The organism is Streptomyces longisporus (genome assembly GCF_039532765.1).
GTDB lineage: Bacteria > Actinomycetota > Actinomycetes > Streptomycetales > Streptomycetaceae > Streptomyces > Streptomyces longisporus.
Window position 1 is genome coordinate 205470 of sequence record NZ_BAAASG010000017.1, and the last position, 24024, is coordinate 229493.

Annotated in this window: 21 protein-coding genes; 8 read left to right on the plus strand and 13 right to left on the minus strand. The window is 70.3% G+C overall.

Features of this window, described 5'->3' with window-relative positions; genetic code table 11:
- Positions 1 to 141 precede the first annotated feature (141 nt).
- The 4 genes from ABD355_RS34725 (at position 142) to ABD355_RS34740 (ending at position 5119) form a co-directional block, all read left to right on the plus strand.
- Complete coding sequence (locus ABD355_RS34725) at positions 142 to 3441, plus strand: sensor histidine kinase (protein WP_344404890.1); 3300 nt, start codon at positions 142 to 144, stop codon at positions 3439 to 3441.
- A gap of 10 nt (positions 3442 to 3451) precedes the next feature.
- Entirely contained in the window at positions 3452 to 3865 is a 414-nt protein-coding gene (locus ABD355_RS34730; RefSeq protein ID WP_004983065.1) for a roadblock/LC7 domain-containing protein, read from the plus strand.
- A 98-nt stretch (positions 3866 to 3963) separates the two neighbouring features.
- Positions 3964 to 4557 carry a DUF742 domain-containing protein gene (locus ABD355_RS34735; RefSeq protein WP_344404891.1) on the plus strand — a complete coding sequence of 198 codons (594 nt, stop codon included), beginning with the start codon at positions 3964 to 3966 and terminating at the stop codon, positions 4555 to 4557.
- Complete coding sequence (locus tag ABD355_RS34740; protein ID WP_026248371.1) at positions 4538 to 5119, plus strand: GTP-binding protein; 582 nt, start codon at positions 4538 to 4540, stop codon at positions 5117 to 5119. Before ABD355_RS34735 ends, ABD355_RS34740 begins: the two co-directional genes overlap by 20 nt.
- A 174-nt stretch (positions 5120 to 5293) precedes the next feature.
- Here the strand turns inward: ABD355_RS34740 and ABD355_RS34745 are convergent, their stop codons facing one another.
- From ABD355_RS34745 to ABD355_RS34755, 3 genes are all read right to left on the minus strand, one after another.
- Positions 5294 to 5482, minus strand: a complete 189-nt coding sequence (locus tag ABD355_RS34745) for an acyl-CoA carboxylase subunit epsilon (protein ID WP_344404892.1) — start codon at positions 5480 to 5482, stop codon at positions 5294 to 5296.
- 57 nt (positions 5483 to 5539) lie between these two features.
- Entirely contained in the window at positions 5540 to 7123 is a 1584-nt protein-coding gene (locus ABD355_RS34750; protein ID WP_344404893.1) for an acyl-CoA carboxylase subunit beta, read from the minus strand.
- A 154-nt stretch (positions 7124 to 7277) separates the two neighbouring features.
- The gene (locus ABD355_RS34755) at positions 7278 to 9581 is read right to left on the minus strand and encodes a polysaccharide lyase 8 family protein (protein WP_344404894.1); all 2304 of its coding nucleotides are present in this window, start codon (positions 9579 to 9581) and stop codon (positions 7278 to 7280) included.
- 158 nt (positions 9582 to 9739) lie between these two features.
- On the opposite strand from ABD355_RS34755, the gene ABD355_RS34760 reads away from it, so the two are divergent.
- Positions 9740 to 10294, plus strand: a complete 555-nt coding sequence (locus ABD355_RS34760; protein WP_344404895.1) for a YceI family protein — start codon at positions 9740 to 9742, stop codon at positions 10292 to 10294.
- A 32-nt stretch (positions 10295 to 10326) separates the two neighbouring features.
- Here the strand turns inward: ABD355_RS34760 and ABD355_RS34765 are convergent, their stop codons facing one another.
- The 3 genes from ABD355_RS34765 to ABD355_RS34775 are packed head-to-tail and all read right to left on the minus strand — an operon-like array spanning position 10327 to position 12702.
- Positions 10327 to 11010, minus strand: coding sequence for a DUF899 family protein (locus ABD355_RS34765; RefSeq protein WP_344404896.1), 684 nt, complete (start codon positions 11008 to 11010; stop codon positions 10327 to 10329).
- A gap of 56 nt (positions 11011 to 11066) precedes the next feature.
- Positions 11067 to 11612, minus strand: coding sequence for a hypothetical protein (locus ABD355_RS34770; RefSeq protein WP_344404897.1), 546 nt, complete (start codon positions 11610 to 11612; stop codon positions 11067 to 11069).
- The gene (locus ABD355_RS34775) at positions 11542 to 12702 is read right to left on the minus strand and encodes an FUSC family protein (protein ID WP_344404898.1); all 1161 of its coding nucleotides are present in this window, start codon (positions 12700 to 12702) and stop codon (positions 11542 to 11544) included. The genes ABD355_RS34770 and ABD355_RS34775 overlap by 71 nt, the downstream gene beginning before the upstream one ends.
- Positions 12703 to 12779: 77 nt before the next feature.
- Between ABD355_RS34775 and ABD355_RS34780 the strand changes: the two genes are divergently transcribed.
- Positions 12780 to 13205, plus strand: coding sequence for a MarR family winged helix-turn-helix transcriptional regulator (locus tag ABD355_RS34780; protein WP_344404899.1), 426 nt, complete (start codon positions 12780 to 12782; stop codon positions 13203 to 13205).
- A 4-nt stretch (positions 13206 to 13209) separates the two neighbouring features.
- Here ABD355_RS34780 and ABD355_RS34785 read toward each other — a convergent pair whose 3' ends face one another.
- The 3 genes from ABD355_RS34785 to ABD355_RS34795 all read right to left on the minus strand — a co-directional run bounded on the left by ABD355_RS34785 (position 13210) and on the right by ABD355_RS34795 (position 18128).
- Positions 13210 to 14562 carry a hypothetical protein gene (locus tag ABD355_RS34785; protein WP_344404901.1) on the minus strand — a complete coding sequence of 451 codons (1353 nt, stop codon included), beginning with the start codon at positions 14560 to 14562 and terminating at the stop codon, positions 13210 to 13212.
- A 69-nt stretch (positions 14563 to 14631) separates the two neighbouring features.
- On the minus strand, positions 14632 to 17640 hold the full coding sequence (locus ABD355_RS34790; RefSeq protein WP_344404902.1) for a glycoside hydrolase family 3 protein: 3009 nt from the start codon (positions 17638 to 17640) through the stop codon (positions 14632 to 14634).
- A 74-nt stretch (positions 17641 to 17714) separates the two neighbouring features.
- Positions 17715 to 18128 carry an ATP-binding protein gene (locus ABD355_RS34795; RefSeq protein ID WP_344404903.1) on the minus strand — a complete coding sequence of 138 codons (414 nt, stop codon included), beginning with the start codon at positions 18126 to 18128 and terminating at the stop codon, positions 17715 to 17717.
- Between the two features lie 112 nt (positions 18129 to 18240).
- Here ABD355_RS34795 and ABD355_RS34800 point away from each other — a divergent pair, with 112 nt between their 5' ends.
- Both ABD355_RS34800 and ABD355_RS34805 read left to right on the plus strand, forming a co-directional pair.
- A complete protein-coding gene (locus ABD355_RS34800) occupies positions 18241 to 19047 on the plus strand; it encodes a helix-turn-helix domain-containing protein (protein WP_344404904.1) in 807 nt (268 codons plus the stop codon).
- Complete coding sequence (locus ABD355_RS34805) at positions 19044 to 19250, plus strand: DUF397 domain-containing protein (RefSeq protein ID WP_344404905.1); 207 nt, start codon at positions 19044 to 19046, stop codon at positions 19248 to 19250. The genes ABD355_RS34800 and ABD355_RS34805 overlap by 4 nt, the downstream gene beginning before the upstream one ends.
- Here the strand turns inward: ABD355_RS34805 and ABD355_RS34810 are convergent.
- The 4 genes from ABD355_RS34810 to ABD355_RS34825 form a co-directional block, all read right to left on the minus strand.
- Positions 19232 to 20194 (minus strand): outer membrane protein assembly factor BamB family protein, encoded by a 963-nt coding sequence (locus ABD355_RS34810; RefSeq protein ID WP_344404906.1) that lies wholly within the window; start codon positions 20192 to 20194, stop codon positions 19232 to 19234. The two genes, ABD355_RS34805 and ABD355_RS34810, sit on opposite strands and share 19 nt — an antisense overlap.
- Before the next feature lie 114 nt (positions 20195 to 20308).
- The gene (cimA, locus tag ABD355_RS34815) at positions 20309 to 21913 is read right to left on the minus strand and encodes a citramalate synthase (RefSeq protein WP_344404907.1); all 1605 of its coding nucleotides are present in this window, start codon (positions 21911 to 21913) and stop codon (positions 20309 to 20311) included.
- Between the two features lie 318 nt (positions 21914 to 22231).
- Entirely contained in the window at positions 22232 to 22843 is a 612-nt protein-coding gene (locus ABD355_RS34820; protein WP_344404908.1) for a TetR/AcrR family transcriptional regulator, read from the minus strand.
- Positions 22844 to 22956: 113 nt separating this feature from the next.
- Positions 22957 to 23994 (minus strand): agmatine deiminase family protein, encoded by a 1038-nt coding sequence (locus tag ABD355_RS34825; RefSeq protein ID WP_344404909.1) that lies wholly within the window; start codon positions 23992 to 23994, stop codon positions 22957 to 22959.
- Between the last annotated feature and the right edge of the window lie 30 nt (positions 23995 to 24024).

A 24024-nucleotide genomic window follows, 5' to 3' on the forward strand; every position in this document is an offset into this window, starting at 1 on the left:
AGCGCAGGTCGTCGTGCTGGAATGCCTGAACTGCCCAATAGTCAAAGACGTACTCGGTAGTACTGCGTACTCAATGGCGTACTGGGCTCTGAGACACTGCGGCACAACGTTGGTGCCCGCCGCCGAGAGGTTGTTGGTCGAGTGAGGCGAAGCAAGAACGGTCCCGAGCCGTCGGCCCGGGGCAACTTCACCCCGCCGCCGCGCGGAGCGGCGCCCGCCCCTGTGCCCGGTTCGGAACCGACGGCCGTACCCGCTCCGAGCGGCGGTCGTTTCTCCCCCCGCAACTGGCGGGTGCCGACCCGGCTGAACGCGATCCTGCTCATACCCGTGACGGTCGGGCTCGTCATGGGCGGCTTCCAGGTGAAGAGCTCGATCGACACCTGGCAGGAGGCGCAGGACGCGGAGAACACCGCACGGCTGGTGCGGGCCTCCCTGACCTATGCCAACGCGGTGAACAACGAGCGCGACATCACCGCGGCACCGCTGCTCAAGGGCAAGAGCGCGACCGCCAAGGACAAGGCGACGGTCGACGCGGCCCGCAAGGCCACCAACGACGCAGCCGACGCCTTCGACGCGGCGGCGCAGCACATGCCGCAGAAGTCCGGCCTGCTGCGCCGCCTCAAGCTGTTCCGCCAGGCCGAGCCGCAGCTGGCCACCCTGCGCGCGACCGCCTACTCCTCCAAGGTGCACGGAGTGCAGACCGAGGAGGGCTACGTCGCCGTCGCCCACCCCCTGATGGAGTTCGCCAACGAGCTGGGCCTGGGCACGGGCAACATCACCAGCTACGGCAGGACCGTCTACGCCATCTCGCTCACCCAGGCCGCCCTGTCCCTGGAGCGGTCGATCGGCATGCATCTGCTGATCGCGCCCGGCCCCAAGAAGGACGACCTCGCCAAGCAGCGCGTCGCCCTCTCCTCCTACGCCTACCTCGAAGGCATCGCCATCGAGGAGTACAAGGCGGGCGGCACCGAGGCGGACGCGCAGAAGCTCGTCGACCTGGAGACGAAGGCCAAGGCCGAGGGCGTGGCCCAGGCCAAGCAGGCCGCCGCGCAGGCGGCCGCCAACAACCAGGCTTACGTGCCACCGCCGTCCGACCCGACCGCCATGGTCACGGCCCTGTCGTCGCTGCAGTCCACCGACACCGGCGACCGCGCCGTGCTCGCCGCGAAGGGCATCACCGCCGAGAACTGGTGGGGGGTCACCACCCTCCGCGCCAACGTCTACCGGCAGATCCAGTCGGACATGGCCGACAAGGCCGTGAACGAGGCCTCGAACATCGCCGACAACGCCAAGCGTGACGCCCTCATCACGGGTGCCGCCGTCGTCGTCGCCCTGCTCCTGGCATTCATCCTGGCCGGTGCCGTGGCCCGCCAGATGTCCCGCTCGATGCGCCAGCTGCGCAACGCCGCCTTCGGCATCGCCGAGCAGCGGCTGCCGATGCTGGTCGACCAGCTCTCGCGCACCGACCCGGGCCGGGTGGACACCCGCGTGCAGCCCATCCCGATCAACACCCGCGACGAGATCGGCGAGGTCGCCCGCGCCTTCGACCAGGTCCACCGCGAGGCGGTCCGGCTCGCCGCCGAGCAGGCCCTGCTGCGGGGCAACATCAACGCGATCTTCACCAACCTCTCGCGCCGCAACCAGTCGCTGATCGAGGGCCAGCTGACCCTGATCACCGACCTGGAGAACAACGAGGCCGACCCGGACCAGCTGGAGAACCTCTTCCGCCTGGACCACCTCGCGACCCGTATGCGCCGCAACGGCGAGAACCTCCTGGTCCTCGCCGGCGAGGAGCCCGGCCGCCGCTGGGACCAGCCGGTCCCGCTGGTCGACGTGCTGCGCGCCGCCTCCTCCGAGGTGGAGCAGTACGAGCGCATCGAGCTCTCCGGCGTCCCGGAGGCCGAGATCCACGGCCGCGCGGTCACCGACCTCGTGCACCTGCTGGCCGAGCTGCTGGAGAACGCGACGACGTTCTCCTCCCCGCAGACCAAGGTCCGCGTCACCGCGACCCGGCTGCCCGACGGCCGCATCATGATCGAGATCCACGACAAGGGCATCGGCCTGACCGCCGAGGACTTCGCGGACATCAACCACAAGCTCGCGAACCCGCCCACCGTCGACGCGGCGATATCCCAGCGCATGGGCCTGTTCGTGGTCGGCCGGCTGTCCGACCGGCACGGCATCCGCGTCCAGCTGCGCCCCTCCGGCGAGCAGGCGGGCACCACCTCGCTGGTCATGCTGCCGGACGCGATCACCCACGGCGGTGGCGGCGAGCAGCAGCAGCCCCGCGACGAGTTCACGGTCTCGCAGATCATCCCGGAGCAGAGCTACCAGGGTGAGGACTTCAACAACGGCCTGCCGATGCGCACGGCCGCGGAGCTCGGCTTCGACGACAGCCGCTACTCCGAGATCCCGGACGACATACGCGAGCTGGACCCCGTCGGCCGCTCGCTGATGCGCGAGGAGCGCCGTGCGGCCCTGGAGGCCCAGGCGCAGGACCAGCCGGCCCAGGAGTCCCCCGAGACCTCCTACGCCGACGCGTTCGACCAGCCGTCCTACGACAACGGCCTCGGCGGCTTCCCCGAGCAGCAGCCCGGCGGCTACGACCCGCGCCCGGCCTACGACGAGCCGCAGCAGACTCCGTACGAGGAGCAGCAGCGCCCCGCGTATGACGAGCCGGCTCCGCGCCCGTCGTACGACGAGCCGTACTACGCGCCGAACGGCGGCCTCCCGCACAACGACACGTTCTCGTCGAACGGCGGCTACCCCGAGCCCTCGTATGCGGAACCCGTCCGCGAGGAGCACGCGTCCGCGCCGGAGTCCTTCCCGGCCTTCCAGGAGCGCCGCCAGCAGGACGACTGGCCGCAGCAGGACGGCTACCAGAACGGGTACTCGTCCGAGTACGCTCCCGAAACGGAATCTGCGCAGGCCGCTGACGTCAGTGAGCGTGACCGCGTAGGCTTCGACCGTCCGGGACCGGCCTCTTCCGCCGCCCACGCGCTGACCGACGCCGGACTGCCCCGCCGCGGATCGTTCGCGACAGGTGCGAACGGCACGAGCGGTGCGAGCGGTCCGAACGGCGCGCGGCACGTGAGCCAGGAGGCGCCGGCCCCCAAGCCGGAGAGCAGCGGCAACGGCACCGGCGACTGGCGTTCGGCGAACGACGCGCGCTGGCAGCAGGCCTCCGCGCTCCGGAAGCCCAAGGCGGGCGGGGTCACCTCCTCCGGCCTGCCACGGCGGGTGCCCAAGGCCAACCTGGTCGAGGGAGCCGCCGAGACCACCCCCCAGGGCGGCCCACAGGTCTCCCGCGCCCCGGAGGACGTCCGGGGCAGGCTGAGCAACCTGCGCCGGGGCGTCCAGCGCGGACGCAGCGCCGGCGCAGGCAGTGAAACGAACGGTCAGGGCTTCGGTTCTGACAGCACCTACAACCAGGAGCGTTAGTGTGAGCCCGATGAGCCAGGCGGCACAGAACCTGAACTGGTTGATCACCAACTTCGTGGACAACACCCCGGGGGTGTCCCACACGGTGGTGGTCTCCGCCGACGGACTCCTTCTGGCGATGTCCGAAGGGTTTCCGCGCGACCGCGCCGATCAGCTCGCGGCCGTCGCCTCCGGTCTGACCTCGTTGACCGCCGGTGCCTCGCGCATCTTCGAGGGCGGCAGCGTGAACCAGACCGTTGTGGAGATGGAGCGGGGATTCCTGTTCATCATGTCCATCTCCGACGGTTCCTCGCTCGCGGTGCTGGCCCACCCCGAGGCGGACATCGGTCTCATTGGGTACGAGATGGCTCTTCTGGTCGACCGTGCCGGTACGGTCCTGACACCGGATCTTCGTGCGGAGCTCCAGGGCAGCCTGCTCAACTGACAGACAGACGGTGCGTTTTGGCGTCCCGGGGCCGTAAGGTTTCGGGACGCGGCTCCACAGGGATTGGGTGCCCGGCACGGTCGGAGGAGGAGAAGAGAGTGGCAACACCCCCAGGCGGTTCGAATTCGGGCAACTGGTCGTACGGCCCTGCCCAGGGCCAGGGCGGCGGTTCCCAGAACCCGAACCGCTACAACTTCCCCTCCACCCCGAGCCAGCGGCGTCCAAACCCGTATGCGCCCCAGGGTCCGCAGGGCCCCGGTCCTTCGCCGTACGACCAGCCGCCGGCGCCGCGTATCCAGCCCGTGCAGCCGCAGCGACGCGCTCCCGAGCCGGCGCCCGCAGGGTCGTCGAACAACCCCCTGGTGCGTCCGTACGCCATGACCGGCGGCCGGACCCGCCCGCGCTACCAGCTCGCCATCGAGGCGCTGGTGCACACCACCGCGCAGCCGCACCAGATGCAGGGCCAGCTGCCCGAGCATCAGCGGATCTGCAACCTCTGCCGCGAGATCAAGTCGGTGGCGGAAATCTCCGCTCTCCTGACGATCCCTCTCGGCGTGGCCAGGATCCTCGTCGCCGACTTGGCGGAGGCGGGACTGGTCGCCATCCATCAGCCCGGCGGCGACGAGAACGCCGGCGGCCAGCCAGACGTGACACTGCTCGAAAGGGTGCTCAGTGGACTTCGCAAGCTCTAGCGGCGGTCCTTCCCGCTCCACCACCTCGGCGAAGATCGTGGTGGCGGGTGGCTTCGGCGTGGGCAAGACCACGTTCGTCGGGGCCGTCTCGGAGATCAACCCGCTGCGTACCGAGGCCGTCATGACGTCTGCTTCGGCAGGCATCGACGACCTCACCCACACCGGGGACAAGACCACCACCACGGTGGCCATGGACTTCGGCCGTATCACCCTGGACCAGGACCTGATCCTGTACCTGTTCGGCACCCCCGGTCAGGACCGGTTCTGGTTCATGTGGGACGACCTGGTGCGGGGCGCCATCGGCGCGATCGTCCTGGTGGACACCAGGCGCCTTGCCGACTGCTTCCCCGCGGTCGACTACTTCGAGAACTCGGGTCTGCCCTTCGTGATCGCCCTGAACGGGTTCGACGGCAACCAGCCGTACAACCCGGACGAGGTCCGGGAAGCCCTGCAGATCGGGCCTGACACGCCGATCATCACGACGGATGCCCGTCACCGGGCGGATGCCAAGTCGGCGCTGATCACGCTCGTGGAGCATGCGTTGATGGCTCGCTTGCGGTAAGTGGCTGTTGCGGCCACTGGGCTGCCCCGGACGGTTTTGGGCCGTCTGCGGGCAGTCTGTGGTTGGTCGCGCCCACGCGGCGGAGCCGCAAATCGATGCAGCCCCGCGCCCCTGAAGACAAAAACGCTGCAGGGCCCCTCTCCTTCGAGAGGGGCCCTGCAGCGTTGTGCGGACTCAGTGCCAGCTGTGCGGGGCCCTGAAGCCGGGCTCCCGCTCAAGGCGGCGCCAGCCGGCCTTGGGGCGGGTGTGGGGCTGGGCCTCGGAGGGGGCGGCCGCGGCGCGGGCCAGGAGGACGGCCGTGATGGCGGCGACTTCCTCGGGCTCGGCGTGGCCCTTCTCGACACGAATGTCAGGGGTGTTCATAGGTCTCAGTCTCCGTGAGAGAGGTTTCCGCGAGGGTGTCGCGGAGGGTCCGCTGGGTTACTGCGGGGGGTTGCCGTGCTTGCGGGACGGCAGATCGGCGTGCTTGGTCTGCAGCATCGCCAGGGAGCGGATGAGGATCTCGCGGGTTTCGGTCGGGTCGATGACGTCGTCGACAAGGCCGCGCTCGGCCGCGTAGTACGGGTGCATCAGCTCGGACTTGTACTCCTTGACCATGCGGGCCCGCATGGCCTCGGGGTCCTCGGCCTCTGCGATCTGTCGCCGGAAGATGACGTTGGCGGCCCCTTCGGCGCCCATCACGGCGATCTCGTTCGTCGGCCAGGCATAGGTGAGGTCGGCACCGATGGACTGGCTGTCCATGACGATGTAGGCACCTCCGTACGCCTTGCGCAGGATCAGCGAAATCCTCGGCACGGTCGCGTTGCAGTAGGCGTAGAGGAGCTTCGCGCCGTGGCGGATGATTCCGCCGTGCTCCTGGTCGACACCGGGGAGGAACCCCGGGACGTCCAGGAAGGTGACGATCGGGATGTTAAAAGCGTCACACATCTGGACAAAGCGCGCAGCTTTTTCCGATGCCTCGATGTCCAGGACGCCGGCGAGGGTCTGCGGCTGGTTGGCGACGATGCCCACCACCTGGCCGTCCAGGCGGCCCAGCGCACAGATGATGTTGCGGGCCCAGCGCTCGTGGACCTCCAGGTACTCGCCGTCGTCGACGATCTCCTCGATCACCTTGGCCATGTCGTACGGCCGGTTGCCGTCCGCCGGGACCAGGTCGAGCAGCACGTCGCTGCGCCGGTCCGCCGCGTCCGTGGACTCCACCCGCGGCGGGTTCTCCCGGTTGTTCTGCGGGAGGAGGGAGAGCAGGTAGCGGACCTCGGCGATGCAGGTCTCTTCGTCGTCGTAGGCGAAGTGGCAGACGCCGGAGGTCTCCGCGTGCACGTCCGCGCCGCCCAGGCCGTTCTGGGTGATCTCCTCACCCGTCACCGCCTTGACCACGTCCGGGCCGGTGATGAACATCTGCGAGGTGTCGCGGACCATGAACACGAAGTCCGTCAGGGCCGGCGAGTACGCGGCGCCACCGGCGCAGGGGCCGAGCATCACCGAGATCTGCGGGATGACGCCGGACGCCTTGGTGTTGCGCTGGAAGATGCCGCCGTACCCGGCGAGCGCGGAGACGCCCTCCTGGATGCGGGCGCCGGCGCCGTCGTTCAGGGAGACCAGCGGGGCTCCTGCCGCGATGGCCATGTCCATGATCTTGTGGATCTTGGTGGCGTGGGCCTCGCCCAGCGCGCCGCCGAAGATCCGGAAGTCATGGGCGTACACGAAGACCGTGCGGCCCTCCACCGTGCCCCAGCCGGTGATCACACCGTCCGTGTACGGCTTCTTCGCCTCCAGGCCGAAGCCGACCGCGCGGTGCCTGCGCAGCTGTTCGACCTCCTGGAAGGAGCCCGGGTCGAGGAGCAGCTCGATGCGCTCCCGGCCGGTCAGCTTGCCCTTGGCGTGCTGCGCCTCGGTCGCCTTCTCGCTCGGGCCGGCCAGCGCCTGCGCACGGATCTCGTGCAGTTCGACCACTCGCCCGCGCGCGTCCGTCGGCTCACCCGGCGCCTCATCCAAAACGGTCATGTAGTGACCTTACGAAGCCCACCCAAGAAAGCGAGCCGTCGACTCCGTACAGTCTCCGGCCCGTTTTCCTGGTGCCACTGAACAGAACCCTGGCGGCATGCAGGCCTTCCGACTGCTCAGAGGGCGTGCGGCTTGTAGGGGTCACACAAAGCCATCAGCTGAGAGCCAGCTCACATCGGTGAGTCGCACATGACACGCCTGGGGTAATCCGGAGGGTCGTACGGGGGCCGGCACCGAGGACTTCGACGGTGTCGTCGGCCCGCACCACCCCGCGCACCGGGTGGTTCCAGGTGATCTCGAACGGCTCACCCGTTCGGAGGGGCTCGCTCACGCAGAGGGTAGCGGTGCGGCGGTGACGGCGTACGAGGACGCTCGCGGCCGCGGAGACGGTGAGCGGGCCCGCTGTGCCGGGCGCCCAGAAGTTGGCGGCCGTCAGGCCGAGGGAGGGGATGTCGACGGCCTGGCGGGCGCTGTCGTTGGCGAGGATCGACAGCCAGTGGCGGTCGGCGGCGCGGGAGGCGACGGCTCGGCGGGAGGCGCCGGGCATGAGCAGGTAGACGTAGCCGGCGTCGGCGGGATCCGTGCCATGGTCCAGCCAGAGGGTCTGCCAGCGGCGGGTGGCCCGCTGGGTGGTGCTGCTGGTGTTGATGTCCGACCAGGCGCCGGTGCGGTCCTCGCGGAGGGTGTGCAGTTCGCCGCCGGGGACGACCCAGCCGCCGTGGCCCTCCAGATGGGCCCAGCCCCTCCCCCGTACGAACTCCTGCGTTCCGCCCTCTCCCAGGTTGCGGTTGTCCACGACGGTCTCGACCGGGACGCCGTCGGTGCAGGTGATGCCCGCGCCGAGGCAGATCACCGCGTCCGTGACGCAGAACCACGACTTGCGGGCCCGGAGCGTCGAGCCGAGGCCCTTGAGGTGCTGGCCGACGGCCGCGTACTCGCCGTCCGTCGTGCCGCCGACCCAGCGCACGTCCGGCTTGGGCGCGCCCCACTCGCCGCCCGCCTTGTCGGGCAGCGGAAGGGTGGAGACGGTGGTGCCGGGGAGGCGGTACCAGTCGACGGTCGGCCAGAACCAGTCCGTGTACTGATCGCTGCGCCCCTTCGGCCACCAGGAGAGCATTCCGGCGCCCGTGTGCCAGCCCCGCGGGTTCTCGCCGTTGCCGCACTCGTAGTACGCGATGCGGTCGCTGCACATGGCGATGCTCGCCGTGAAGCCCGGGCCGCGGTGGACGGCGCGGTCCATCGCCGGGAAGAGACGGTGGCCGACGGGTTCGGGGGCGGCCGGGACGGGCGCGTCGGCGACCGCGTGCAGCCGGGCCAGGTCGGCCACGTCGAACTGACGCCCCGTCAGGACCGGTGTCACGGTGTCCCGTTCGATCCAGCCCTTGAGGTACGCGTACCAGCGGTCCCGTTCGGCTGCGCTCGCCCCGCCGGCCAGCAGGGCGACGGCCGCGATGATGCCCTGCCCGTGGAAGTGGTCGCTGCGCATGACCTGGCGGTCGTCGCTCTTGAGGTAACCGCGGCTGATCGCACGGCCGTTGACGCAGTCCATCACCAACCCGTCGTGGATCAGGGGCGCGTAGGCGTGCTCGACGCTGTCCAGGACGATCTGCCGGTTGGGGTCGGTCACCTCCCAGGCGGATCCGGCCAGGAGCGTGAAGAGGCGGCCGAGACCGTCGAGCATGACCTGCCCGTACGTCCCCGAGTACGCGACCCGGGTGTGCTGCACGAACGAGCCGTCCGCGTACAGCCCGTCCCCCTTGGTGACGTACGGGAAGACCGGGGAGAGGGCGTCGCGGGCGAGGGTGAGCTTGGCGTCCGCGCGGCCCAGGATGCCGCGCAGGGCGACCGAGCGGCACAGGTCGACGCGGTTGGCGCCGGTGGAGGTGCCGGAGTAGTCGGTGAGCATCGCGTCGGGGATGAAGTGGTCCACGGCGGCGCAGGCCGCTGCCCGCCGGGCCTCGGTGAGGTCGTCGTGGAGGACGGCCGTGATGTCCATCAGCAGGCGGGGGCTGCCGATCTGCCATTCCCACCAGTTGCCGTAGCGGGTGGTGGAGGGGTTGTAGATGGTCGCGGAGAGGTGGTCGAGGCCGCGCAGGACGGCCGCGAGGAGGGCGGGATCGCCGGTCGAGCCGGTGCCCTGCTGGACGTAGGCCTGGGTCATGGTCCACAGGCGGCCGTAGCTCTGGGTGATGCCGGAGGGCGGGTCGTAGGGGTAGCCGGGCCAGAGGGAGGTGGGAGTGGGGGCCATGGTGGCTCGGGCGGCGCGGGCGAGGGCGCCGGTTTCGGCGAGCCGGGAGGCGTAGGGCTCCGCGGCGGGGTCGTAGCCGGTGCCGAGGGCGAGGTCGAGCCAGCGGCGGCGGAGGGCGTCGTAGGGGTCGGGGGCGGCTGCGCGGGCGGGCGGTGCGGCCGTGGCCAGGAGGGCCGCCGCGAGTAAGACGGCTCTGCGGGTGGGTCTCATGGAGCCCCTGCGGTGTGTGGTCATGCCATGGGCATCTACCACCTCAGCGTAACCACGCCAACACTTCACGGATGACGTTGAAACGCGAAGGGAATAGGTCTACGGTCGTTCCCGTTGAGTAGTTCAACGTTCAACATCCTCATGCAGGGAGCATTGTCATGGCGAACACCGACCTGACCGCACTGACCGGCGACTACGCGATCGACACGGCCCACTCCACCATCGGCTTCACCGTCCGTCACGCCATGGTCACCAATGTCAAGGGCAAGTTCCTCGACTTCAGTGGGTCACTGCACCTGGACGGCGGCAACCCGTCCGCGTCGTCGGCCTCCATCGACGTCAAGATGGAGAGCATCGACACGGGGTCGGCCGACCGGGACGGCCACCTGAAGAGCGCGGACTTCTTCAAGATCGACGAGTTCCCGACGATGACCTTCCGCTCGACCTCGGCGGAGGCCCTCGGCGGCGAGGACTACCGCATCACGGGTGATCTCACGATCCTCGGCACCACCAGGCCGCTCACCATCGACCTCGAGTTCAACGGCGCCGCGAAGGACCCCTTCGGCAACGAGCGCGTGGGCTTCGAGGGCAAGGCGGAGATCCTGCGCTCCGAGTGGGGTCTGACGTGGAACGCGGCGCTGGAGACGGGCGGGGTGCTGGTCTCCGACAAGATCAAGCTGAACTTCGACATCTCGGCGATCAAGAACGCCTGATTCCGGCACCGCAGCGGAGCCGGGGCGCGGAGTCAGTACTCGATGCTCGGGTACCAGTCTCCGCGCCCCCGCGGGGTCAGGTCCAGGAGGTGCCACACCGGGGCCAGGAGGTCGATGCCTCGTTCCTTGATGTCGTCGGCCATGCGGGGGTGGGTGGAGTAGAAGTGGCGGACCGTGCCGTCGTCGTCGCGGGTGAAGACCGAGACGGTGGAGTCCTGTTCGCCGTTCTCGTCCTCACTGCCGGTGTCGTACTTGAACGTGCTGTCGCCGCAGCTGAGCAGGCGCAGTCCGTGCCAGCCGCGGCTGCGGGCGTACCGGCGCAGGACGGGCGGATCGGCGGCGGCCGCGACGACGAAGTCGGCGTTCCTGGTGACGTGGTGGGCGACGCCGCTGAAGCCGTCGATCCACAGGGTGCACATCGGGCAGGGGTCGGTCTGCTTCTTGCCGTACATGAACTGGTAGACGATCAGCGGGCGTTCGGGGGCGCTGAACAGTTCGGTCAGCCTGACCTCGCGGACCGGGGTGTCGCCGGCGTCGAGGTCGGCGGGGCCTTCGAGGAACGTGTAGTCGTCGACGGGCGGCCCCGGCGGGAGGGCGCGGCGCTGAGCGGCGACCTTCTCCCGCTGGCGCATGAGCTCGATCTCGGCCAGGCGCAGCTCTTCGCGGGCGGCGAGGTACTCCGCGCTCTCCCCGGCCAGTCGTGTGTGCCGCAACATCGCGTCCTCCTGGGGTGGGGGTCCCCCGTGCCGGTTCTTCCACTGTAGGGCGGCGGTCACCGTCGGCAGATCTGCTGCACGGCGCGATCGATGCCGGCGAGTTGCGCCGCGGTGGGCACGACCGGTGCCCGGCCCTCGCCGCGGGCGTTGCGCACGGTCACGAACAGCAGGGGCGTTCCCTGCGGTGGCAGGGGCAGCTGGCAGTAGGCGTTCAGGCGGGTGTGCAGGATGCGGACCTGGCCGGGCAGGAGCGCGGCGCCGGGTACGGACAGGGTCTGCAGGAAGCCGTCGTAGCCCTGCCTCGTTCCCGTGAGGGTGACGGGGGCGGCGGAGGCGACGCGGAGGGTGATGCCGAGGTCCAGGGTGTAGCGCTGCGGCATCTCCACGGCGGTGATCCGGACACTGGTGGCGGCGACCGGGTCGGGCGGCGGGCGCGTGGCGACGACGTATCCGAGCAGCACGCCCAGCAGGACCGCGCAGAGCGACCCGACGACCGTCACCCGGACCCGGCGCGACAACGCCCGCCACCGCTCAGCGAGCAGCGGCCGATCGTCGCCGAAGCCCTCGACGAGTTCCCGTTCGTCCCCATCGGGCGCGGTCACCACTCCCCAAGAGTAGGAGCGCGGGCGGCCGTTGGACATCGGTCGGAGCAATCTGTGCCGTCGTCGCCCGCCTCCGCGGCACCGGCAGCAGCCACCACGCCGATGCCACCGAGAGCACCGCGCCGACGGCGATGCCCTCCAGGCGGGTCGGCAGCAGGTGCTGGGCGTTCTGGCCGAAGTAGCCGAGGAGGAGGGAGAGGGCGCAGGTCATGCCTGCCGCCCAGTAGGCGTAGCTGAGCGGGCGCAGCCACAGTGCGACCGCGAGGACGGCGAACATCAGGGCCACGGAGGCATGGCCGGTGACGCCGGCCGTCGCCACGCCCGTCGCCAGCAGGGTGCCGACGCAGGCCCCGGCGAGACGCTCGACCCCCTTGCGCAGCACGTCGTTCCGGCCGCGGTTGCCGCTGGCTGCGACGTACGCGGTGAGGACCACCCAGGGCCAGTGGTCGTCGAAGAGCAGGCGGCCGAGGGCGAAGGCGATGGCCACGCCGGCCGCCATCTGCAGGGCCATGCGCGTGCTCGGGCGGGGGTGGAGAGGAGAGCGGCGCGGCGGCTGCTCGGGGACCGGCTCGGCGCGCCAGGGCCCGTACCGGTCCGCCAGCCCCTGCACCAGCCAGACCGAGCAGCACGCCAGCGCCCCGATCAGCGCCGACCAGAACCAGGTCACCAGCCCGCTCTGTGCCTCGGGCGGCAGCGCTGGGCCCGGCACGACCAGGAGGGCGATGAGCGGGAGGGTCAGCAGGGTGCCCGCCTTCGTGGCGGCCGGGCCGTAGCGGCGGATCCAGATGGCCAGCGAGATGCCCGCGGTGAAGACGGCGGCCCCGGTCACGTAGTGGGCGGCGATCAGCCGGCCGAGGAAGATCGAGGCACCGGCCGTCACGGGCAGCACCACGAGCGCGGTGAGCCGACGGCGGGTGTCCGCGGTGCGCTGGGTCGAGGACAGGGTGAGCGACAGGGCCACCGCGAGGACGAGCACGTCGGTGTGCAGCCCGGCGGCGCCCTCCAGCACGAGGGCGGCGGCCCAGCAGAGCAGCATGGCGGTCATCGCCAGCGCTGCTTCGTACGCATTGCGTATCAATTTCGCGGTCACATCCCGCATGCTACGGGCATTCACCAGGTTCAGGTAGTAAGCATTTGCGTAATAAGTGTTCGCGTACGATCTCCGTCATGGAGCACCTCCCCGAAGCCGCCCGCATCCGCCGGGGTGTCATGCGGCTCAACCGTCGGCTGCGGCACGAGCGTGGCGCCGGGAGCCTCAGCCCCAACCAGCTGACGGTGCTCGGCCATCTGCATCGCCACGGTTCGGCCACGCCCGGCGAGGTCGCCGCGGCCGAGCACCAGCGGCCGCAGTCCCTGACCCGGGTCTTCGCCGAGCTGCAGGCGGAGGGGCTGATCGCGCGGGAGCCGGACACGGTCGACCGGCGGCAGTCCGTGCTGTCGCTGACCGAGGCGGGCCGGCAGGCGCTGGAGCGGGACATGGCCGACCGGGACGCCTGGCTGTCCGTCGCGCTGGCCTCGCTGAGCCCGACGGAGCGTGGACTGCTGGAGCTGGCGGCGGCGCTGATGGAGCGGCTGGCCGACGCGGAGGTCTGACGCCTCAGAATCCTCCGCCGAAGTCCCCGCCGCCCCCGAAGTCCCCTCCCCCGCCGTCGCCGAAGCCGCCCCCGAAGTCACCCGGGTCGAAGTCCGCGCCGGAGGTGTCCCCACCCTCGTATCCGCCTCCGAAGTCCCCGTAACCGGTGCCGTAGTCGGCCGCGTACGACGGGGTGGCCATCATGCTGCCGAGGAGGGTGCCGACGAGCAGGCCGGGCAGCAGGCCGCCGCCGAAGTAGCCGCCCGCCCAGGGGCCGTAGGCCGGGCCGGCGTCCCAGTACGGGCGGCGGCCGTAGTCGGTGTCGACCTCGCGGACGACGGGGTCGCGGCCGTCGGCGAGGCGGGTGGCGTCGGCCGCGCAGACGGGGACCTCGCGCGGAGCGCCGCCCGGGGGCGTCCAGTCGGCGTCGGCGACGGACGGGCCGTGGCGGGGGTCGAAGAAGCAGGGCGGCCGACGTTCGGGCAGCGGGCGGCCCTCGCGGCGGGCGGCGAGCAGGGCCAGCGAGAAGCGGCCGTCCTCCAGGGCCTGGGTGACGGCCCGCACGTCCTCGGGCCTACGGGCCTCGGCCATGGCGGACTTCGCCTGCTCGTAGGCGTCCAGCGCCCGTTCGTAGTCGGCGCGCATGGCGTCGTCGGCGCCCGCCTCCGCCGGGTGGAAGTCGAGGCGGTCCAGCTCCTCGCCGAAGGCCGTGATGTCCTCGTCGACCACGACCCGCAGCCGGTCCAGCGCCGCCTGCTGCTCCGCGGCCCTGCGGCGCCGGCTCCGCCTTACCAGCGTGTAGGCGCCCGCGCCGCCCGCCACCAGTACCGCGCCCGCGGTGATCAGCGCGGTGTACGACACCCCGCCGCCGGAGGAGGAGCCCCAGCCGGACGGGGCCGAGCCGCCCATGTTGGTGACGGCGCTGTTCGTGAAGTCGGTCAGCTGGGTCCTGGCGGCCTTGTCGCCCTGGACGCTGCTGACGAGGTTCTGTACGGCGGTGCGCGGCAGGACGGAGGAGTCGGCCCTCGCGTCGAAGCGGTCGCCGAGCCGGATCGCGTAGAGGCCCGTGATGCCGGTGGCGGTACGGAGGTTGCGGAAGAGGTCGGCCGTGGGGTAGCCGGCGGGGAGGACCGCGACGAAGAGCGGCTTGTCGGCGTCCTTGATCCGTTTGGCCAGGGCGTGCGCGTCGGCGGACGACAGCTGGGCGCTCGCCGCCGGATCGACGTAGACCGGGCTCTTGCGCAGGGCCTCGGCGATCGTCGAGACGCTCGTGGCGGCGGAGGCCGGCGGGGAGCCCGCCGACAGTACGGTCAGGGCGGCGAGCAGCAGGGCCAGGAGCAGCCCCGGGAGACTTCGGGTCCGTACGACGGCCTTCATGGTTCGAAGCTACCCGAAGCCTCCCAAAACTGGTCATCCGTTCAGGTGAAAGGGCGGGTGATGTCCTCCTCAGACGGCCCGGTAGGCCGTGATCAGCTTCTCCACGGCCGCCCCGTACCGTCCGGTCAGCGAGAGATGGTCCGCGTCGGCGAAGGGCTTCGCCACCGCCTCCGTCATGCCCGTGCCCGCCTTCTGCTGAACGATCAGCCGGGCCTTGGTGACGAGCGCCCGGCCGACGTCGTCCGCGCCCTTCTTCTCGGCGACGGCGGCGGCCACCGCGAGCGCCTTCAGCGTCGCCGCGCCTCCCTCGGGCACCTTCGTCAGGGTCGTCAGGCCCCAGCCGTACGGGAACTGCGGGTCGTACGCCGGGTCGCCGACGTTGATCGGCAGCTGTGCCTCGGACCTGGGCCAGGTGACCGGGAGTTGACCGGTGAAGGGGCGTTTGCCGTACAGCACGTCGGCCACCCCGTCGCCCTCCGTGCCCGGCAGCCAGGAGGCGACCAGGCCGTCGATCTCGCCGAGCCGGTCACCGATGAGCTGGGGGCGCCCGGAGACGATCAGCACCGCGCACTTCATGGCCGCGCACACCTTGTCCACGGCGGCCCGGTCGGCGGCGGAGAGCTGCAGATCGTGCCCGTTGCCGACGTCGCCGACACCCTCCGCGTACGGGGTCTCGCCGACGACGACCACACCCACGTCGTAGCCGGCCGTGGGCGCGGAGGCGTCCTTGGAGTAGGTGACGTCTCCGTCCTTGCGCATCCCCGCCAGGATCGTCGTGCCCTGGGTGTGGGTGCCGGACGCGCCCTGCCAGGTGACGGTCCAGCCGCCGGTCTGGTTGCCGAGGTCGTCGGCGTTGGACCCGGCGACGTAGACCTTCTGGTTCTTCTTCAGGGGGAGTACGCCGTTCGCGTTCTTCAGCAGGACCTGCGACTCGGCGGCCGCCTGCCGTGCTACGGCCCGGTGCGCGGCGGAACCGATCGCCGGGGCGCCGCTCGTGTCGGCGTACGGCTTCTCGAAGAGCCCCAGCCGGAACTTCTGGGTGAGGATGCGCGATACGGCGTCGTCGATCCGCCGCTCGCTGACGCGGCCGGCCTGCACCTCGGCGACGAGCTGCGCGGTGAAGTCCTTGTAGGAGTACGGCACCATCATCATGTCGACGCCCGCGTTGACGGATGTGCGCACATGGGAGGAGTAGTCGCCGGGGAGCTGGTCGATGGCGTTCCAGTCGCTGATCACGAACCCGTCGAAGCCCATACGGCCCTTGAGCACGCCGTTGATCATGTCGGCGCGGGCGTGCATCTTCACCGGGCCCTGTCCGTCGCCGAGGATGTCGAGCGAGGAGTACGACGGCATGACCGTGCCGATGCCACGGTCGACGGCGGTCCGGTACGGCGCCAGGTGGACGGCCTCCAGCTGCTGCCGGGTGACCTTGGTGACGCCCTGGTCGATGGTGTACGTGCCGGTCGTGGACGAGCCGTACTCGGTGCCGCCGTCGCCGACGAAGTGCTTGGCGGTGGCGAGGACCTTGTCGTTGTCCTTCAACTCCCGTCCGTCCGCCGGTCCTTGGAGGCCCTGGATGATCGTCTCCATGGACTCGACGAGGGCCGGGTCCTCGCCGAAGGACTCGTAGGAGCGGCCCCAGCGTTCGTCCCGGGAGACACAGAGACAGGGGGCGAAGTCCCAGGGGACGCCGGTGGCGCGGACCTCGGACGCGGTCACCGCGCCCGTCCGCCGGGCGAGCCGGGGGTCGCGGGTGGCGCCGAGGCCGATGTTGTGCGGCATGATCGTGGCGCCGACCAGGTTGTTGTGTCCGTGCACCGCGTCCACGCCGTAGATCAGCGGGATCTGGAACCGCGTTGCCTGCGCCCGCAGTTGGAAACCGTCGATCATCTTCGCCCAGGCCTCGGGGGTGTTGGGCGTGGGCGTGGACCCGCCGCCGGACAGGAGCGAGCCGAGGTCGTACGTCGCGATGTCGCCGCCGTCCCCGACGGCCCCGCGCTCGGCCTGGGTCATCTGGCCCGCCTTCTCCGCGAGGGACATTCGGGAGACGAGGTCGGCGACCCGCTTCCTGACCGGCAACTTGCCGTCCAGGTACGGCAGTCCGTGGGCGTCGATGACCACCTGCGGAGTCTCCGCCGGGGGCTTGGCGCCGGTGACCGTGAGCTTGAGCGGGATCGTCTCGGCTGCCTCGGCCGACTTGTCCCGCAGGGTCGGTACGTGAATGGTCCGCGTCGCGCCGGAGGCCGTACCGGCGGGGAAGGTGAGGGTTCCGGTGACCGGTGTGTAGTCCTTGCCGGGGTCCGCGGTGCCGCCCGTGGTCTCGTACGTGACGGTCACCGGGTCCGCGACGGGGGCGGAGCCGGTGGTGGCGAGGGTGACCCGGACCGTGGCCGTACCGCCCTCCTTCACCGGGTACACGGCGGCGTCGGTCGTGACGCTCGCCCGCAGCGACTGGTCCGCCTTGCCGTACAACTCGACGTCGTCCATGGCGAATCGGCCCTTGACGCCGACCGGGAGGGTGACGGAGTAACCCCACATCTGCGTCAGCCCGAGGACGTGGTCGATGCCTCCGACCGGCTGGTAGTCGGTCCGGTAGACGAAGTCCGTGAAGGGGATCTCGACCTGTTTCCAGCCGGTGAAGTCGTCGGTGAAGGAGGTCGTCCAGAGTTCGGAGGCCTCGCCGTTCGCACCGCCGTCCTTGATCTCGAAGGCGATCTTCTTGTCGTTGTCCTGGCCGTCCCACCAGAAGCGGATGCCCTTGTGGGCCGACCAGTCGTGGGCGGGTTCGTTGGCGGCGAAGTCGTGGGTGAAGCCGCCGTAGCCGCTGATGTCGTAGGTGCCGGTGAGGACTTTTCCGCCCTCGGGGGCGTCGGGTCTGGCGGTCAGTTGCAGCGTCGGCGGATCGTCGCTGTCGCCGCCCCAGGTGAAGATGCCCTCCGCGGGCTGGGAGGCGAAGGGGACCTCGCCCTCGAAGCGGTCGACGGGTGTGGGGGGCGGATCGTCGACCGCCTGAGCGACCGCGAGGGGTAACAGGGCGGTGAGCAAGGCGGTGGAGACGAGCAGGGCGGTTTTTCGCATGACCTTCCCTCAACTCTCTTGTCTCTCAAATGACTTAGTTCACCTCGTGAGTTAACGAGTGTCGCAGGGAACCGTCAAGACGGCCGACAGTCCCTGAACTCGCACCAGACCACTTTTCCGGGCTCTCGTTGCCTCACGCCCCAGTCGTCGGACAGCGCGGCGACCAGCAGAAGCCCGCGACCGCGCTCCGACTCCGGCGTGACGTCCGGGGTGCGGATCTCGCCGGGGCCGCTGTCCTGCACCTCGACGCGGAGTACCTCAGCGGTGTCGAGACTCAGATCCAGCCGGAAGCAGCGGCCCGGCGGGACGCCGTGCAGCAGGGCGTTGGTGGCGAGTTCGCTCACACAGAGCAGTACGTCGTCGCTCCGCCGGGTCAGCCCCCAGTCGGCGAGGGTGATCCGGGTGAGGTCCCGCGCCACGGCCACGTTTCTGCGGTCGCGGGGGTAGAGGGCGGTGCGGGCGCGGAGGAGTTGGGGATGGGCGTTCATGGGGCGACTGTCACAGGGAGTGACTATGGTTGGGCAGTGAGTGAGGTCGTAGTTCTGATTACTACGAGCTCAGTACGAGGCATTCCGGTGCGTACGGGGGAAGAGGTCGGCCATGTCGAAGAAGGTCAGTGCGTGGCAGGTGGTTGGTGCGCTCGTGGCGCACTTCCGGAGGGAAACCCATCTGACGCAGGAGCAGTTCGCCGAGATGGCGAGCATTCACGTCGACACGGTGCGGTCGATCGAGCAGGGGAGGCTGGCCCTCCAGCCGGACCGTGCGGAACAGTTCGACGAACTGCTGGCGACCAAGGGGGCGTTGGCCCTGCTTGTGGCGCGGATGCCGGTGCGGGAGAAGGTGGTGCAGTTCGCGCAGGGGTACGTGGATCACGAACAGGAGGCGCTGAGCATCCTGTCGTACCAGAGCCTGATGGTTCACGGACTGCTCCAGACCAGGGCATACTGTCGCGCCGCCTTCGACGCCCGCTACCCCGCCCTCGGCAACGAGACGGCCGAGCAATGGGTGAACGCCCGCATGGAACGGCAGTTGGTCTTGGAGCAGGAGCGCCCTCCGGTATGCCATTTCGTGCTGGAGGAGAGCATCCTCAAGCGCCAAGTCGGAGGTCCAGAAGTGATGCGGGAGCAATACCGGCGGATCCTGGAGTGCACGGAACCCGTCCACATGAGCTTTCAGATCATGCCCATGGACCGGATGCCCCACGCCGGACTCGCCGGACCCATGACCTTGCTGAAAACCCGCGATCACGCGGACCTCGTCTACCTGGAAGTACAGCGCGCCAGCTTCCTCGTCGACGACCCCAACGAGGTCAATGACTATCAGCTGAAGTATGGAATGCTGCGGTCACAGGCGCTCTCGCCGGATGAGAGCGTGCGCCTCGTCGAGGGATTGCTAGGAGACCGATGAGCACCGCACTGCAGTGGTTCAAGTCCAGCTACAGCAGCAATGAGGGCGGCGAATGCATCGAGGTCGCCACGCAGCCCTCCGCCGTCCACATCCGTGACTCCAAGAACACCGGCCCCAACCTCACCGTGGCGCCCCGCACTTGGGCGGCCTTCGTCGGGCTCGCTCGGCAGGAAGGGCGCAGCATCTACGCGTCCAGCGTGTAGAGGGAGTCTCCGCTGACCACGTGGACGAGGCCACCGGCCACCACCAGGGACCGGAGGTTGTCGCCCGCCTGCGCCTTCCAGCGGACCTGGCCGTCGTCCGCCCCGACCGCCCACACCTGCCCCGTTCTGGTGCCGAAGTACACCTTGTCGTCGGCCACCACGGGTGAGGAACGGATGACACTGTCGGTGGTGACGAACCATCGCGCCTCGCCGGTGGCCGCGTTCAGGGCGTACAGGTGGTCGACGCCGTCGGCGATGTAGAGGGTGTCGCCGTGGATCGTCGGCGTGCTATCGAAGCCACCGCGGGCGAGGTGGGGCGTCACCGACCAGCGTTGCTCGCCGGTGGCGGCGTCCAGTGCGTACACCTCGCGTTGCAGTCTTCCGCCCAGATACAGCGTGCCGTCGTGGACCAGGGGCGTGACGGCCCCGCGGACGGGGGTGAGCCGCTGCCGGCGGACGGCGCCCGTGGCCGGGTCGAGGGCCCGGACCGTTCCCCTGTCGTCGACGACGTACAGCGTGCCGTCGGCCAGCACGGGCCCCGCCCAGTTCACGCCGCTGCGCCGGTACTTCAGCCGCCAACGGCGGCGCCCGGTCGCCGCGTCGAAGGTACGGAGGTGGCGGCTGCCGTCGACGTGGTGGACCAGGCCGTCCGCGACGACGGGCGGCGTCAGCGAGACGACGGAGGTCCGCCTGCGCCAGCGGACCCGGCCGTCGGCGGTGTCGAGAGCGAAGACCCTTTTCCCGCCGTACCTGGTCTGGCCCGCGAAGTAGACGGTGCCACCGGACACGGCGGGAGGCGCCAGGTGGCCGATGTCGCTTTTGTACCACCGGACGAATCCGTTGGCCGCCTCCAGCGCCCACACGCTGAGGCCCACCACGTAGACGGTTCCGTCGTGGACACAGGGCACCGAGGCGTTGGGGCCGACGAACCTCCACCAGCGCACGGTTCTGGTCCCTGTTGCCATGAGAGCCCCCAACTGGCCTGTTCCGGCGCACCGTTGCCGACACAGTACGGCGGGAGCCCTCGCCGAGCGAAGGCCCCCGCCCGACCGACGGAGTTACTCCGCGGGCTCCACCCCGGCCCGCAGCAGTCCGTACGTGTAGGCGTCCTCAAGTGCCTGCCAGGACGCGGCGATCACGTTCTCCGCGACACCGACCGTGGACCACTCGCCGGAGCCGTCGGACGTCGAGATGAGGACCCGGGTCGTGGACTCGGTGCCGTGGACGCCCTCCAGGATGCGGACCTTGTAGTCGACGAGTTCGAGCTTGGCCAGCTGGGGGTAGATCTTCTCCAGCGCCACGCGCAGGGCGCGGTCGAGGGCGTTGACCGGGCCGTTGCCCTCGGCGGTGGCGACGATGCGCTCGCCCTTGGCGTAGAGCTTGACGGTGGCCTCGTTGGCGTGGGTGCCGTCGGGGCGGTCCTCGACGATGGCCCGCCAGGACTCGACCTCGAAGTAGCGCAGCGGCCTGCCCTCGACCTCGCCGCGCAGCAGCAGCTCGAAGGACGCGTCGGCGGCCTCGTAGGTGTAGCCCTTGAGCTCGCGCTCCTTGACGCGCTCGACGACCCGGCCGACCAGCTCACGGTCGCCGCCGAGGTCGACGCCGAGCTCCTTGCCCTTGAGCTCGATCGAGGCGCGGCCCGCCATGTCGGACACGAGCATCCGCATGGTGTTGCCGACCAGCTCGGGGTCGATGTGCTGGTACAGGTCCGGGTCGACCTTGATCGCGGAGGCGTGCAGACCGGCCTTGTGGGCGAAGGCCGAGACACCGACGTAGGGCTGGTGCGTGGAGGGGGTGAGGTTGACGACCTCGGCGATGGCGTGCGAGATCCGGGTCATCTCGCGCAGCGCGCCCTCGGGCAGGACCTTCTTGCCGTACTTGAGCTCCAGGGCGGCGACGACCGGGAAGAGGTTGGCGTTGCCGACGCGCTCGCCGTAGCCGTTCGCCGTGCACTGGACGTGGGTGGCGCCCGCGTCGACGGCGGCGAGGGTGTTGGCGACCGCGCAGCCGGTGTCGTCCTGGGCGTGGATGCCGAGCCGGGCGCCGGTGTCGGCGAGGACGGTCGAGACGACGGCCTGGACCTGGGCGGGGAGCATGCCGCCGTTGGTGTCGCAGAGGATCACCACGGACGCCCCGGCCTCGGCGGCGGCCCGTACGACGGCCTTCGCGTACTCCGGGTTGGCGCGGTAGCCGTCGAAGAAGTGCTCGCAGTCGACGAAGACCCGGCGGCCCTGCTCACGCAGGTACGACACGGTGTCGCGGACCATCTCCAGGTTCTCGTCCAGCGTCGTCCGCAGCGCCAGTTCCACATGCCGGTCATGGGACTTCGCGACCAGGGTGATCACCTCGGCGCCCGAGTCCAGGAGCGCCTTGACCTGCGGGTCCTCGCTCGCCCTGGCGCCGGCGCGGCGGGTGGCGCCGAAGGCGACGAGCTGGGCGTGCCGGAAGTCGATCTCCTGCCGGGCGCGGGCGAAGAACTCGGTGTCCCGCGGGTTGGCGCCGGGCCAGCCGCCCTCGATGAAGCCCACGCCGAAGTCGTCCAGGTGCCGTGCGATGGCCAGCTTGTCCGCGACGGTGAGGTTGATTCCCTCACGCTGCGCGCCGTCGCGCAGGGTGGTGTCGAAGACGTGGAACGAATCGTCGAGCTCGCTGGTTGCGGTCATGGTGTTCAAGGCTCCTGCTGTTGGATCCCGTCGGATCACGGTCGTTACCGGAATGACCGGCTCCACCGTCCTCAATGATCCCTCGCGCTTTGCTCCCGGCTGAAGGTGGGCCAGAAAAGCGAAAAACCTCTCGCGGGTGCGAGAGGTCTGCGCGCGGGTCGAGGACGACGGTGTCCACCCGTACCTGGTCGTACGTGGCGGTCACTGCGGACCGGCGCGCCTGCTGCCAATAATCATGGCGAACGAGAGCACGGGGGCAGTCTGGCACAACCCGCCCCCGTGTTCACTGTCCGTCTCAGGATGCGAGCACTGTGCTGATCACGGCAGGTCCGCGAGCAGGCTCTCGTCCAGGAACTCCCGTACGTGGCCGAGCACCTGCGCCCGGTCCGTGCCGCGCAGCCCGACCGCCACATGGATGGAGAAGCCGTCCAGCAGGGCCCGCAGGCGGGTCGCGTAGCGGTCGGGGTCGACGCGGCGGAACTCCCCCCGCGACACGCCCTCCGCGATCAGCGCCACCAGGTCGCGGTGCCAGACGCCCTCGATGGCGGCCTGCCGGTCGCGGGCGGCCGATTCCGCGGCAGCGCTCTGCGAGCGGTTCCAGACCTCCAGCCACAGCGTCCAGTGCGGGTCGCGGTGGCCGTCGGGCACATACAGGTCGACGTAGGCGTCGAGCCGCTCGCGGGCCGTGCCGCCGCGCGCCAGCAACCGTCCCCGCGCGGCGCCCAGCCGGCCTTCGCTCCACTCCAGGGTCTGCAGCAGCAGCTCGTCCTTGGTGCGGAAGTAGTAGAGCAGATGCCCGCTGCTCATCCCGACCTCACGGCCGAGCGCCGCCATGGTGAGCTTCTCCAGACCGCGCTCGGCGATCATGTCCATGGCAGCCGCAAGGACCTGCTCGCGCGGCGGGGCGGGGGTGCGGCGGGGCGCGCTCATACGGCGACCACCCGCACGGGATGCAGTGGCTCGCTGAGGCGGCGGGCGCAGGCCGCGTGGACCAGGACGTTCACCCGTATGTTCTACCTGACCGAGGTGCCCGGCGTGGGCCGTCAGCGGACCTTCGGCTGCTGCTGGGTGATGCAGTGGATGCCGCCGCCGCCCGCGAAGATCGTCCGGGCGTCCACGAGGGTCACCGTCCGTTCCGGGAAGAGCCGGCGGAAGATCCCGGCGGCGATCTCGTCGCGCGGGTCGTCGAAGCCGCAGAGCACGACGCCGCCGTTGCAGAGGTAGTGGTTGATGTAGGAGTAGTCGGCCCAGTGGCCCTCGGCCTCCAGCACGGTGGGCGCCGGGACCTCGACGACCTCCAGGCTGCGGCCCCGCGCGTCCGTCTGCGCCCTCAGCAGCCCGATGACCTCCTTGGTCACCTCGTGGTCCGGGTGCGCCGGGTCCGGCTGGGAGTGCACGACCACGACACCGGGGCGTGCGAACGCGGCGACGATGTCGACATGGCCGAGGGTGCCGAAGCCGTGCGGGGGGTAGTCGCCGGTGAGACCGCGGGGCAGCCAGATCGCCTTGCGGGTGCCCAGCAGGCCGTGGATCTCCGCCTCGACCTGCTCCTTCGTCCAGCCAGGGTTCCGCTCGGGGCCGAGCTGCACGGTCTGAGTGAGCAGGACGGTCCCCTCGCCGTCGACATGGATCGCCCCGCCCTCGTTGACCAGCTTCGAGGCATACGTCCTCGCGCCCGCGAGGTCCGAGACATACGCGGCGATCTTCGCGTCGTGCTCCCAGCGGGCCCAGCCCTGGGCTCCCCAGCCGTTGAACGTCCAGTCGACTGCGGCGAGTTCAGGCCCGTTCGTCAGGAACGTCGGCCCGATGTCCCGCATCCACGCGTCGTCCAGCTCGCGCTCGACCGTCTCGACGTCCGGGCCCAGCAGCGCCCGCGCCTGCGCCGACTGTCCCGGTCCGCACACCACCGTCACCGGCTCGAAGCGACGGACCGCACGGGCGACCGACGCCCAGGCGGCGCGCGAGGCGGCGAGGTCCTCCGGGTCGTCGAAGGTCGTGTTGGGCCCCGGCCACGCCATCCAGGTGCGCTCGTGCGGGGCCCATTCGGCGGGCATGCGGAAGCCGTCGGCGGCAGCAGACATCGAAGGTCCTTGTCGGAGGATGGATCGGAG